This is a genomic window from Prauserella muralis, assembly GCF_003202285.1.
Classification (GTDB): Bacteria; Actinomycetota; Actinomycetes; order Mycobacteriales; family Pseudonocardiaceae; genus Prauserella_B; species Prauserella_B muralis.
The window spans coordinates 648,628-660,889 of record NZ_MASW01000001.1 but is presented as its reverse complement, the minus strand read 5'-3'; the positions used below and the strand labels follow the sequence as shown (position 1 = coordinate 660,889).

Annotated in this window: 11 protein-coding genes; 2 read left to right on the top strand and 9 right to left on the bottom strand. The window is 70.5% G+C overall.

The window, feature by feature from the left end:
- Positions 1-2 precede the first annotated feature (2 nt).
- Positions 3-965, top strand: coding sequence for a mycothiol synthase (mshD, locus tag BAY60_RS04030; RefSeq protein WP_112279448.1), 963 nt, complete (start codon positions 3-5; stop codon positions 963-965).
- A gap of 7 nt (positions 966-972) precedes the next feature.
- On the opposite strand, the gene BAY60_RS04025 is transcribed toward mshD, so the two are convergent.
- Positions 973-1,323 (bottom strand): winged helix-turn-helix transcriptional regulator, encoded by a 351-nt coding sequence (locus BAY60_RS04025; RefSeq protein WP_112279447.1) that lies wholly within the window; start codon positions 1,321-1,323, stop codon positions 973-975.
- A 77-nt stretch (positions 1,324-1,400) separates the two neighbouring features.
- On the opposite strand from BAY60_RS04025, the gene BAY60_RS04020 reads away from it, so the two are divergent.
- Entirely contained in the window at positions 1,401-2,573 is a 1,173-nt protein-coding gene (locus BAY60_RS04020) for an MFS transporter (protein WP_112279446.1), read from the top strand.
- 72 nt (positions 2,574-2,645) lie between these two features.
- Here BAY60_RS04020 and pstB read toward each other — a convergent pair whose 3' ends face one another.
- The 8 genes from pstB to dusB all read right to left on the bottom strand — a co-directional run bounded on the left by pstB (position 2,646) and on the right by dusB (position 12,195).
- Complete coding sequence (pstB, locus tag BAY60_RS04015; protein WP_112279445.1) at positions 2,646-3,425, bottom strand: phosphate ABC transporter ATP-binding protein PstB; 780 nt, start codon at positions 3,423-3,425, stop codon at positions 2,646-2,648.
- Positions 3,426-3,451: 26 nt separating this feature from the next.
- Positions 3,452-4,537: a phosphate ABC transporter permease PstA gene (gene pstA / locus BAY60_RS04010; protein ID WP_112279444.1), complete on the bottom strand. Its 1,086-nt coding sequence runs from the start codon at positions 4,535-4,537 to the stop codon at positions 3,452-3,454.
- Complete coding sequence (gene pstC, locus BAY60_RS04005; RefSeq protein WP_112279443.1) at positions 4,537-5,481, bottom strand: phosphate ABC transporter permease subunit PstC; 945 nt, start codon at positions 5,479-5,481, stop codon at positions 4,537-4,539. The genes pstA and pstC overlap by 1 nt, the downstream gene beginning before the upstream one ends.
- 106 nt (positions 5,482-5,587) lie before the next feature.
- Positions 5,588-6,700, bottom strand: a complete 1,113-nt coding sequence (gene pstS, locus BAY60_RS04000; protein WP_112279442.1) for a phosphate ABC transporter substrate-binding protein PstS — start codon at positions 6,698-6,700, stop codon at positions 5,588-5,590.
- Positions 6,701-6,960: 260 nt separating this feature from the next.
- Positions 6,961-7,623 carry a phosphate signaling complex protein PhoU gene (gene phoU / locus BAY60_RS03995; protein WP_112279441.1) on the bottom strand — a complete coding sequence of 221 codons (663 nt, stop codon included), beginning with the start codon at positions 7,621-7,623 and terminating at the stop codon, positions 6,961-6,963.
- An 80-nt stretch (positions 7,624-7,703) separates the two neighbouring features.
- On the bottom strand, positions 7,704-9,902 hold the full coding sequence (locus BAY60_RS38465; RefSeq protein ID WP_342769744.1) for an LCP family protein: 2,199 nt from the start codon (positions 9,900-9,902) through the stop codon (positions 7,704-7,706).
- Between the two features lie 185 nt (positions 9,903-10,087).
- A complete protein-coding gene (locus BAY60_RS03985) occupies positions 10,088-10,900 on the bottom strand; it encodes a GGDEF domain-containing protein (protein WP_112279440.1) in 813 nt (270 codons plus the stop codon).
- A gap of 146 nt (positions 10,901-11,046) precedes the next feature.
- Positions 11,047-12,195 (bottom strand): tRNA dihydrouridine synthase DusB, encoded by a 1,149-nt coding sequence (dusB, locus tag BAY60_RS03980; RefSeq protein ID WP_211330178.1) that lies wholly within the window; start codon positions 12,193-12,195, stop codon positions 11,047-11,049.
- Positions 12,196-12,262 lie beyond the last annotated feature (67 nt).

The window sequence follows — 12,262 nt, the reverse complement described above, 5'->3', positions numbered from 1 at the left end:
CCATGCTGAACACGGTGTGGGCGGACGTACTCGACAGCGCGCGTACCGAACAGGTGCGCGCGCTGTTGCAGGCGGCACGGGCCTCGGACGGCCGTCCGGAGATCGAGCCGGACGGCCCGCTGCCCGGTGAGTTCGCGGGCGGGTCGCACCTGCTCGGCTACGCGGGCGACGACCTTGCCGGATACGCACACCTGGACACGGCAGGCGACGCGTTCGGCAGGCAGGTCGCCGAGCTGATCGTGCACCCGCGGCACCGGCGGCGCGGCCACGGAGCGCAGCTGGCGGGCGAGCTGCTGGCCGTGGCGAAGCCCGACGTCCGGGTGTGGGCGCACGGCGACCACCCGGCCGCGGCGCGCATCGCCGCACGGTCGGGCCTGAGCAGGGTCCGGGAGCTGCTGGTGATGCACGTGGCCGTCGAGGGTGCCGACTGGCCCGAGCCGGCGCTGCCCGAGGGGGTCACGCTGCGCACGTTCGTCCCCGGCCGCGACGAGGAGGCGGTGATCGCCGTCAACGCGCGCGCGTTCGACTGGCATCCCGAGCAGGGCGCGTTCAGCGTCGAGCAGCTGCGCGAGGCCGAGCGGGAGAGCTGGTTCGACCCGGACGGCTTCTTCCTCGCCGAGAACGCCGAGGGCCAGGTGATCGGCTTTCACTGGACGAAGGTGCACCCGCCGAACCCGGAGCGCTTCGGGGGCCGGCCCATGGACGACACAGCGGCGCGAGGCGCCTCCGTGGCGGGTGGCGGTGGACGACGGGTGGGCGAGGTCTATGTCGTCGGCGTGGACCCGGGCGCCCAGGGCGGCGGACTGGGCAGGGCGCTGACGCTGGCCGGGCTGCGCCACCTGCGCGAGCGCGGACTGCGCCAGGTGATCCTCTACGTCGAGGGCGACAACGCCCCGGCGGTGGCGGTGTACCGCAAGCTGGGCTTCGCCCCGCGCGAGGTGGACGTCCAGTACGCCAGGGCGTGAGACCGGTTCACCCCTCGGCCGCCCTGAGGCTCTCCAGGCGCTCCTTGTGCGCGCAACCCCAGTCGCCGAGCGGCCGCAGCGCCTCGATCAGCGTGCCGCCGACGTCGGTCAGGGAGTACTCCACCTTGGGTGGCACACCGTGGTGGGCCTCGCGATGCACGATCTCGTCCTGTTCCAGCTCCCGCAGGTGCTGGATCAGCATCTTCTCGCTGACGCCGTCGAGCGCACGCTTGAGCTCTCCGAATCGCATCGTCCCCTGGCCGAGCGTCCAGAGGATGAGCACCTTCCACTTGCCGCCCACCACGTCGATCGCGGCATCGAGCCCCGAGACGAACACCTGGCACCTGCGCGTGGCCATACCACTCACCTTTCGGTAAGTACCCCACTTTGAAGTGGGTACTTGTACGTCGGTAAGCGTACGCCGACGATCGGTCCATGTCCTTTCCGATCTTCGCGCTGATGCTCGTCGTCTTCGGGTTCACCACCGGTGAGTTCGTGGTCGCGGGCATCCTGCCGGACGTGGCGTCCGGTCTCGGGGTGTCCGTTCCGGACGCGGGTCTGCTGGTCACCGCCTACGCACTCGGCATGATCGTCGGCGGGCCGGTGGTCACCGTGCTCACCGCGAGGCTGCCCCGCAAGCCGCTCATGGCCGGGCTCGTGACGGCGTCGGTGCTGGCCAACGGGGCATCGGCCGTCGCGCCGGGACACGCCGTGCTGCTGGCGACCCGGTTCGGGGCCGGGCTGGTCGTGGCCACGTTCTTCGCGCTGGCGATCGCGACGGCCGCGGCGATGGCGCCGCAGGGCAGGCAGGCCTCCGCGGTCGCCAGGGTGACGGTGGGCCTGAACCTCGGCATCGTGCTGGGCGCCCCGATGGGCACCGTGGTCGGCCAGCACCTCGGCTGGCGGGCGACCTTCGCGGCACTGGCCGCGGTGATCGCCGTGGCCCTGCTGCTCCTGCTGCGCTTCGTGCCGGATCTGCCCGCGGTCGCGGCGGGGCCGGTGCGGGATGAGCTGCGAGTGTTCGGAAACCGCGACGTGTGGCTGGCCATCACCCTCACCGCCGTGGGCAACGTGGGGGTCATGACCGTGTTCAGCTACCTCGCGCCGCTGCTCACCGAGGTCGGCGGGTACGCGGCGGGCGCGGTGCCGGCGCTGCTGCTGGTCTACGGCGCTGGCGCCGTGCTGGGCAACTTCCTCGGCGGGTGGCTCGCCGACCGGGCACTGCTGCCCTCGCTGGTCTGGCTGCTCGGCGCGCTGGCCTGCGTGCTGGCGCTGGCGTGGTTCGCGGGAGGCAGCCGGGTCTCGGCCGCCCTGCTGACGTTCGCCGTGGGATCGCTCGCGTTCGCCGTCATCCCGGGAATGCAGACGCGGGTGCTGGCCACGGCGGTCGGTGCGCCCACGCTGGCCGTGGCGGTCAACGCGTCCGGGTTCCAGCTCGCCGCCGCGTTCGCCGGCTGGCTCGGCGGCCGCCTCATCGGCGGGCCGGGCGTGCGTTCGATCTATCTCGCCGGTGCGGCGCTCACGGTGGCGGGCCTTGGCGTTGCCTGCGCCATCCTCGTGCGCGAGCGCCGGGCCAGAAGCTCCCCAATGCGGCATTCGCTCCACTGAACGGAGCGAATGCCGCATTCGCTCCGTTCAGTGGAACAAATGTGGCATTGGGGAAGCCGGTGCGCGGGTACCTCAGCCGAAGCGGCCGGAGATGTAGTCCTCCGTGGCCTTCTTGCTCGGCGTGGAGAAGATCTTCGTGGTCTCGTCGATCTCCACCAGCTCACCCGGCTGGCCCACGCCCCGCAGGTTGAAGAAGCCGGTGACGTCGCTGACGCGCGCCGCCTGCTGCATGTTGTGGGTGACGATGACGATGGTGTAGCGCTCCTTGAGCTCCAGCATGAGGTCCTCGATCGCCTGGGTGGAGATCGGGTCGAGCGCGGAGCACGGCTCGTCCATCAGCAGCACGTCGGGCTGGACGGCGATCGCCCTGGCGATGCAGAGCCGCTGCTGCTGACCACCGGAGAGGCCCGAGCCCGGCTTGGGCAGCCGGTCCTTGACCTCCTCCCAGAGGTTGGCCGCACGCAGCGAGCGCTCCACGATGTCGTCCAGCTCGGAGCGCTTCAGGCGCTTGCTGTTGAGCTTGAGGCCCGCGGCGACGTTGTCGTAGATCGACATGGTGGGGAACGGGTTGGGCCGCTGGAACACCATGCCGATCTGGCTGCGCACCTTCACCGGGTCGACACCGTTGGCGTAGAGGTCCTGGTCGTCCATGAAGACCTTGCCGTCGACCCTGGCGCCGGGCACGAGCTCGTGCATCCGGTTGAGGGTGCGCAGGAACGTGGACTTGCCGCAGCCGGAAGGCCCGATCAGCGCGGTGACCGACCGTGGCTGGATCGTCATCGACACGCCCTGCACGGCGAGGAACTTGTCGTAGTAGATGTCGAGGTCCTTGACCTCGATGCGCTTTGCCACAGTGACTTCCTATCCAGGTGTCCCCGCTACCCGCGGGTCTTCGGTGCGAACAGTCGGGAGATGAGCCGGGCGATCAGGTTGAGCACCATCACGATGATGATGAGCACCAGGGCCGCCGCCCAGGCCCGGTCCGTGAAGGCATCGGCCGGGAAGCCCGGATGGGCGTAGCTGTTGTAGGCGAACACCGACAGCGTCGCCATCCGGCCGTCGAACGGGTCGAAGTTGTCGCTCGACGTGATCCCGACCGTGACCAGCAACGGAGCGGTCTCGCCGATGACCCTCGCGATGGCCAGGGTAACCCCGGTGGCGATCCCGGCAAGTGCCGTGGGCAACACCACCTTCACGATCGTGCGCCATTTCGGCACCGCCAGCGCGTAGGAGGCCTCGCGCAGCTCGTTGGGCACGAGCTTGAGCATCTCCTCGGTCGAGCGCACGACCACCGGGATCATCAGCACGCTCAGCGCGATGGCGCCCATGATGCCCATGCGCACGCCCGGTCCGAAGAACAGCGCGAACAGGGCGTAGGCGAACAGGCCCGCCACGATCGACGGGATGCCGGTCATGACGTCGACGAAGAACGTGATGGCCTTGGCGAGCTTGCCGCGGCCGTACTCGACGAGGTAGATGGCCGCCAGCATGCCGACCGGCACCGAGATCACGGTGGCGAGGCCGGTGATGATGAGCGTGCCCATGATGGCGTGGTAGGCGCCGCCGCCCTCGCCGACGATGCCGCGCATCGAGTAGGTGAAGAACTCGGCGTCGAAGCGGGCGAGGCCCTTGGAGATCACCGTGATGACCACGGAGATCAGGGGCAGGAGCGCGAGCAGGAACGCGCACGTCACCACCGCCGTCACGAGGCGGTCGGTGGCCTTGCGCGAGCCCTCCACGACGCGGGACCACACGGTGACCACGAGCGTGTAGGTGATCGCGCCGAGGACGGCGCAGGCGGCGGCGTTCCAGCCGCTGAGCCAGAGCGCGACGCCGGCGAGCACCACGGCGAGCAGGGTCAGCGGTGCCGCGCCCCGGGGCAGCTGCCCCGCCGTCAGCGGAACACCCGACAGCGGCGCGTAGAGGTCGGTGTCGGAGCGGGTCGAGGTCGTCGGAGTCGGCATCAGTTGGCTCCCGAGAATTCCTTGCGCCGGTTGATCACCGCGCGGGCAGCCATGTTCACGACCAGCGTGATGGCGAACAGGACGAGACCCGAGGCGATCAGCGTGTTCACCTGCAGCCCGGTGGACTCGGGGAACTGCAGGGCGATGTTCGCCGCGATCGTCGACGGGTTGCCGCTGCCGATGAGGTTGAACGTCACACCGCCGGAGACGGACAGCACGATCGCGACGGCCATCGTCTCGCCGAGTGCGCGGCCGAGGCCCAGCATCGAGGCACCGACGATGCTGGAACGGCCGAACGGCAGCACCGCCATCCGGATCATCTCCCAGCGGGTGGCGCCGAGGGCGAGCGAGGCCTCCTCGTGCAGGCGCGGCGTCTGCCGGAACGCCTCACGGACCACCGCCGTGATGATCGGCAGGATCATCACCGCGAGCACGATGATCGCGACGAACATCGTGCGGCCGGTGGCCGAGGGCGGGCCCGCGAAGAACGGCAGGAAGCCCAGGTTCTCCGACAGCCAGGTGGTGGGGTCCACGGTCAGCGGGGCCAGCTGCTGGAAGCCCCACAGGCCGTAGATGATGCTGGGCACCGCGGCCAGCAGGTCGATGAGGTAGCCGAGCGCCTGCGCCAGCCTGCGCGGGGCGTAGTAGGTGATGAACAGGGCGATCGCCACGGCGAGCGGCGCCGCGATCACCAGCGCGAACACCGCCGAGATCAGCGTGCCGAACAGCAGCGGCCACACGTAGAGCACCAGGCCCTCGCCGCCGGAGATGTCCTCTGCGGGAGCGGTGAGCGACGGCCATGCCTCGACGAGCAGGAACGCGGCCACCCCGGCGAGCGCCACGAGAATCAGCACTCCGGCTCCGGTGGAGAAGCCGCTGAAGATGCGGTCCCCCGGCCGTTGTGGCACCCGTCGGGGGCTCGGCCTCTCGGTGCTGAGGGCCACGGTTACTTCCCTTCTGTGTTGACTGCGGCCCCGCGTCAAACGCAGGTGTCCGGGTGGTCACCTGAGCAGGTGACCACCCGGACTCTGTACCGCTGTTGTCGTCAGCTCAGCCCTTGGCCGAGATGGCGTCGACGGCAGGCTGGATCTGCTGACGCAGGGCGTCGGAGATCGGCGCCGAACCGGCGGACTCGGCGGAGGCCTTCTGGCCCTCCTCGCTGATGATGTACTGGAAGTACGCCTTCACCAGCTCGGCCTTGTTCGCGTCGTCGTAGTTGGCGCAGGCCAGCTCGTAGGACACGAGCACGATCGGGTAGGTGCCCGCCTCGGTGGTGTCACGGGCCAGGTCGTAGGCGAAGCTGTACTCGCCACGGCCCTGCACGCGCTCGGAGACCTCCAGCACCTTGGCGGCCGCCTCCGGCGAGTACTGCACGAACTCCTCACCCACGCCGACCTTGGCGGTGCTGAGGTCGCCCGCCTGGCTGGCGTCGGCGTAACCGATGGTGCCGTTGCCGTTGCTCACCGCCTGCACCACGCCCGAGGTGCCCTGCGCGGCCTCGCCGCCCTGCACCGGCCAGTCGCCGCTGACCTCGTGCGGCCAGTCCTGCGGCGCGGCGGCCTTGAGGTACTCGACGAAGTTCTCGGTGGTGCCGGACTCGTCCGAGCGGTTCACCGGCGTGATGGCCGTGTCGGGCAGCTGAACGCCGGGGTTGTCCGCGGCGATGGCCGGGTCGTTCCACTTCGTGATCTTCTGGTTGAAGATCTTGGCGATGGTGGCCGGCTTGAGGTTCAGCTGGTCGACGCCCTCGAGGTTGAAGATGACGGCGATCGGCGAGACGTAGGCAGGGACCTCGACGACCTGGCCGCACCGCTCCTTGGCGCCTGCCAGCTCCTCCTCGTCCAGGTACGCGTCGCTGCCGGCGAAGTCCACGCCGCCCGCGACGAACTGCTCACGGCCCGCGCCGGAGCCGCTCGGGTCGTAGTTGACCGTCGCGTCGGGGTTGTTGCCGAGGAAGCCGGCCTGCCAGGCCTGCTGCGCGGCGTCCTGGGAGCTGGCACCGGCACCCGAGATCGTTCCCGAAACACCGCCGCCGCTGCCGCCGCCCTCACCGGAGTCGCCGTTGCCGCCTCCCTCGTTGGCGGAACCGCACGCGACCAGGCCGAAGGTGAGCGCGGCTGCCGCTGGGAGGGCGAGAACGCGGCCCAGGGTGGAACGCTTCACAGTTAACCTCTTCCGATTCTCCGCGGTCGGCAGATGCCGCCGCTGGGGGATGCTCACGTGGCTGGACGCTATGGGCGCGACGTGACACCGCAGGGCAGGACGAATGAACGAAAAATGAACGACGCCCGACAAGAAATCGACGTCACAGCGACATAACGGAGACGTGACTGTGTGTTGGCTTGCGGTGTGACGGGGGCCATCCAGAACGTGTCCTGCCGGGTTCGCGGGCGCCCGTTTTGTCTTTTTCGACCGGTTTGCCGCTAGGAGTCGCTGCCGCCGTAGCCGGGCATCCGGCCTGTGACAACGAACACCATCCGCCGCGCGACCGACACCGCGTGGTCGGCATAGCGCTCGTAGAACCGGCCGAGCAGGGTCACGTCGACGGCCGCGGCGACGCCGTGGGGCCAGTCCTTGTCCATGATCACCGTGAACAGGTGCCGATGGATGTCGTCGACCTCGTCGTCGTCGGCCTCGATGCGGCGGGCCGCCTCGACGTCCTTGGTGCGGATGACGTCCTCGGCCCTGCGGGCGAGCCGGACGTCGACCTCTCCCATCCTGGCGAAGTAGTCGCGCACCTCGGCGGGCAGCACCGGGTCGGGGTGGCGTCTGCGGGCGGCCTTGGCCACGTGCAGTGCCAGATCACCCATCCGCTCCAGGCTCTCGGCCGCGTGCAGAGCGGCGACCACGATCCGCAGGTCGGTCGCCACAGGCGCCTGGAGTGCGAGCAGGGCGTACGCCTGCTCCTCGCTGTCGGCGCGAGCGTTGTCGACCAGGCTGTCGTCGCTGATCACCTGCTCGGCCAGCTTGAGGTCGGAATCCAGCAGTGCCCTTGTCGCCCGCTCCATGGCGTCGGCGACCTGGCTGGACATCCGGGCCAGGTTGTCGGCCAGGTTGTCGAGTTCGACGTGGTAAGCCTCGCGCATACCCGCCACCTTAAGGCCCCGGCCGGGTGGTCGCCGCATCGTCAACGTGAACCGCGGGTGAACCACGGCTGATAAGTGTCCTACGCGGGCGCGGCCTGCTGGGTGTCCTCGCTGCCGGGGCTCTCGCTGGGCTCTCCCGGCGGCTTCTGCTCGGGCTCCTCGCCGGGCATCGGGGTGTTCTCGATGAGCGCGTGGAACAGGTCCCTGGTCTCGCGTTCCAGCAGCACCTCGTTGCCCCGTTCGTTGGCCTCGCCGACCGTGGGCACGGTCATGAACTCGACGTTGCCCGCATCGAGCCCGCGCATCGACTGCGCGAGCGTGAGCAGCTGGTCCACGCCGATGTTCTCGCCGAACGTGGAGGCGGCGAAGGCGTTGACGAAGTCGGTCAGCTTGCCGACGTCGAAGAGCACGTTGCGCGACATCGTCGTCCGCAGCAGCGACGACATGAACTGCTGCTGGCGCTGCATGCGGCCGTAGTCGGAGAACGTGGGGTCGCCGTAGACCTTGCGGGCGCGCACGAAGTTCAGCGCCTGGTCGCCGCGCAGCACGACGTCACCGGTCTCGGCGACGATGAGGCCCAGCTCCTGGTCGCGCATGGGCTCGTCGAGGTGCACGGGAACCCCGCCCACGGCGTCGACCATGCCCTTGAAGCCCTGGAAGTCGATGCCGACGAAGTGGTTGATCTTCATCCCGGACAGCTGCTGGATCACCTTGGTGACACAGCGGGGGCCGCCGACGGTGAACGCGGTGTTGAGCTTGACCTGCTCGGCCGCCTCGACGATCTCGCCGTACTCGCCGGTGCCGGAGTCCCAGCGCTCACACGCGGGCCTGCTGATCTCCAGGTCGCGGGGAAAGGACACGACCACGGCGCGCTGCCGGTCCTTCGGCACGTGCGCCAGCATCACGGTGTCCGAACGCGCGCCCGGGATCCCGTCGGCGTCGCCGACGTTGTCCTCCAGCTCGGCGCCCTCACGGGTGTCCGAGCCGACGATGAGGAAGTTCTCGTCGCCGAGCTGGCCTGCCGCGTTGCGGATGTCGGCCGAGTTCTCGTCCAGCGCGGCGATCTCGTTGAACTTCGAGTTGAACCACGTCTTGGCGCCCCACGCGACGCCCGTGGCCACGAAAACCAGCACGGCGATGACGATCGCCGTGATCCGGCCCGCGAACAGCGTCCGCTTGCTGCGCCGCTGCTTCTTCTCCTGCAGGCGGGTCCGCGGGGCGGGACCGGCCTGCTCGGCCTCCGGTTCGCCCTCGCCGGCCTCGCCGGTGCCGTCCTTGGAGCCCACGGCCGAGCCGGCGACCGAGACCACGCGCTGCAGCTTCGTCCTGGTCTGCTCCAGCCTCGCGACCAGCCGTTCCTTGCGGGCCCTGCGTTCCTTCTCCTCGGCTTCGAGCTCGTCGTGTGCGGCCGAGAACCGCGCCAGCGAGTCGTCGATCTTGCGCCGGTACATCGTCGCGTCGTCGACCGGCTCCATCTGGTCGGTCATCGTGAGGCGGTCTTCCGGCGACCGCTCGGGGGGCGGCTGCAGGGGGCGCCGGGGCCGCGGCGGCGCGGGCCGCTTCGGCGCAGGAGGCGGTGCCGTCCTCGGTCGTTCCTGGCCGCCGTCCAGCACCGCGGCCACGTTGCGGGTGGGCTCGTCGGCAGGCGGTTCGGGGCGTTCCGGGCGCGGCCGTTCGGGCCGCGGCGGCGGCACCCGCGGTGGCTCCGGCCGCACCAGGTCGGAGCGCACGGCGTCGGGACGGGGCGGCTCCGCGCGCGGAGGTTCGGGCCGGGGCGAGGCCTGTGGCGGGGGTGCGGCCGGAGGCGGGGGCGGGGGTTGCCTGCGAGGCGGCGGCGCCGCCGGGGGACGCGGCGCCTGCCGGGGAAACGGCCCCGACCCCATCGGTTCTCGGCGGGTCGGTGCCTGCGGTGGCCGGGGTGGCGGAGCGGGCGGCTCCTCCCGGCGCGGGGCGGGTGCCCTGCGCGGCCGCGCCGAGGGCGGCGGTGCCGGCACCGGGTCGGCCGCCGCGCGCGGCGGGGGCTTCGGGGGCGGAGCCGTGGGGGGTGCGGCCTGCGGCGCGGGTGGAGCCTGCGGAGCGGGCGGCGCCGCGTGCTGGCCGGTGTCGAACTGCGGGCGCTGCCCGGTGTGCCGGGCCACGACGTCGGAAACGCTGATGCCGCCGTGCGTGTCGAGGGAACGCCGGCGGCGGCGCTCGGCCACCTTACGGTTGAGCTGGGCGCGGGCGCGCCACTCCTCGGCCTGGGACGTCGTGCCGGAAGTGTGGCGGTCGTCGGACACGCACTCTCCCTTCGCACACGGGTCCCTTGGTCATGCTCAATCTCTTGCCTTGATCGTCCTGTGGACAGCGTTCGTTATCGTACGGATATCCGCCGTTCGTGACGACACCATGCCGTGACTTTTTTACACAGGGTTGTTCTGTCCGACTTTTCCGGCCACCCGTGAGGGATCGACAGGCCAGTGCGTCACGTGCCTGGACGAGTTGCCTGGGCACAGACGGTGTTCTGCGCGGGTGGCTCGGGGCCACGCGGCGCCGGTTCGGCGCGCAGCATCCGGACCCGGCCGGAGTCCCGGTAGGCAACGACGTTGCGCCCGGCTCGCTTGGCGGCGTAGAGCAGGGAGTCCGCCTCCAGCAACTGCTCGTGCGGTTCGCCGGGAAACCGGCCGTGTGGCACGACTCCGGCGCTGATCGTCACCGTGAGGCCCGGCCGCAGGCGCGACCACGGGTGCGCCGCGATCCGCGCGCGTGCACGCTCCGTGATGGCCACCGCGGTGGCGGCCGTCACGCCGGGAAGGACGAGCACGAACTCCTCGCCGCCGTAGCGGGCGCAGAAGCCGTCCGGCGGAAGGCTCTGGCGCAACAGGGCCACGACCCGTTGCAGCACCTGGTCGCCGACCAGATGACCGAAATGGTCGTTGACGTGCTTGAACAGGTCGAGGTCGACCAGCGCCACGGCGGGCGAGCCGAGTTCGGCGAGACGGTGGTCGAGATAGCGCCGATTGTAGGTGGCGGTCAGCGCGTCGGTCAGGCTCTCCTGCCTCGCCTGCGCGCGTTCCCTGCGCAGTCGTTCGACCTCCGCCCGGTACTGCTCGGGGATCGGAGGCCGAGTGGTGGCGTTGGTGAGGTCGAGCGCGGTGCGCAGATGCTCGTAGGCACGGCGCCAGTCGCCCTGCTCGGCGTAGCGGCTCGCGAGTGACTCGTGCGCGGCGAGCAGCCCCGTGACGTCATGGTCGTTCTCCGGGTGCCGCCGGCCTCGCGGGCTGTCGCCAACCGCCACGTCTGTCCTCCGTCGCGTCCGCCCTCGATGGAAGGGTTGTCGTCTGGAGGGAGGGCGTGCTGAAGCCCTGGGAACGCCTCAAAAGTGAATATCGCTCAACTGGACTACGAGACCCACCGGACGGGTGGCCCTCCGATACGGCCCGCTCAGCCGCCGGAGTGCATGACGTCCGCGCCCTCGGGCACGCACGGGTCGTCGGGGTCGTCGAGCCAGCCGTGCGGAAGGGTGACCTTGCCTGGCGAACCCTGGCGGCCCCGGGGCCCGAGCGCGTCGGCGGGGAAGGGCGCGTCGTGGTCGAGCTTGGCGATCAGCTCGTCCAGCTCACCGAGCGAGGACACCATCGCGAACGCACGCCGCAGCTCGGAGCCGATCGGGAAGCCCATGAAGTACCACGCCATGTGCTTGCGCAGGTCGCGCATCGCCTTGCTGTGGCCGTCGTGCTCCACGAGCAGCTCGGCGTGCCTGCGCAGCACGCGCGCGACCTCGCCGAGGCTGGGCCCCTCGGGAACGGGACGGCCCTGGAAGGCGGCCTCCAGCTCGCCGAACAGCCACGGCCTTCCGAGGCAGCCGCGGCCCACCACGACGCCGTCGCAGCCGGTTTCGGCCACCATGCGCAGGGCGTCGTCGGCCGTGAAGATGTCGCCGTTGCCGAGCACCGGAATGGTGGTGACGGCCTCCTTGAGGCGGGCGATCCGCGTCCAGTCGGCCTGGCCGGAGTAGCGCTGGGCCGCGGTGCGCGCGTGCAACGCGACGGCGGCGGCACCCTCGGCCTCGGCGATCCGTCCCGCGTCGAGGTAGGTGTGGTGCTCGTCGTCGATGCCGACGCGGAACTTCACGGTCACCGGCACGCCCGCGGGCTCGGCGGCCTCGACGGAGGCGCGCACGATGTCACCGAAGAGCCTGCGCTTGAACGGCAGCGCCGCGCCGCCGCCCTTGCGGGTCACCTTGGCCACCGGGCAGCCGTAGTTCTGGTCGATGTGGTCGGCGAGCCCCTCGCCGACGATGATCTTGACGGCCTCGCGCATGGTCTTCGGGTCGACGCCGTAGAGCTGCATCGAGCGCGGGTACTCGCCCGTGTCGAAGGCCATCATGTGCATCGTGCCGGGGTGGCGCTCCACGACGGCGCGGGCGGTGATCATCTCGCAGACGTAGAGGCCTGCGCCGTACTCGCGGCAGAGCCTGCGGAAGGCGATGTTGGTGATCCCGGCCATCGGGGCGAGCACGACAGGCGGATCGACCTCGTACGGGCCGATCTTGAGTGCTGGCTTGCTCAGGGTGGCGGTCACGTCGTCCATTGTCGCCGATGATCCCGGTCGCCGAGCGCGGCGGGGCTCGACCCGCCTTCGTCGTTGGTGGCCTACC

What these genes read in the sequence shown, in the direction of transcription:
- mshD (WP_112279448.1), top strand. Translation starts at nt 3, where the DNA reads ATGCTGAACACGGTGTGGGCGGACGTACTCGACAGCGCGCGTACCGAA.
- BAY60_RS04025 (WP_112279447.1), bottom strand. Translation starts at nt 1,323, where the DNA reads ATGGCCACGCGCAGGTGCCAGGTGTTCGTCTCGGGGCTCGATGCCGCG.
- BAY60_RS04020 (WP_112279446.1), top strand. Translation starts at nt 1,401, where the DNA reads ATGTCCTTTCCGATCTTCGCGCTGATGCTCGTCGTCTTCGGGTTCACC.
- pstA (WP_112279444.1), bottom strand. Translation starts at nt 4,537, where the DNA reads ATGCCGACTCCGACGACCTCGACCCGCTCCGACACCGACCTCTACGCG.
- phoU (WP_112279441.1), bottom strand. Translation starts at nt 7,623, where the DNA reads ATGCGCGAGGCTTACCACGTCGAACTCGACAACCTGGCCGACAACCTG.
- dusB (WP_211330178.1), bottom strand. Translation starts at nt 12,195, where the DNA reads ATGGACGACGTGACCGCCACCCTGAGCAAGCCAGCACTCAAGATCGGC.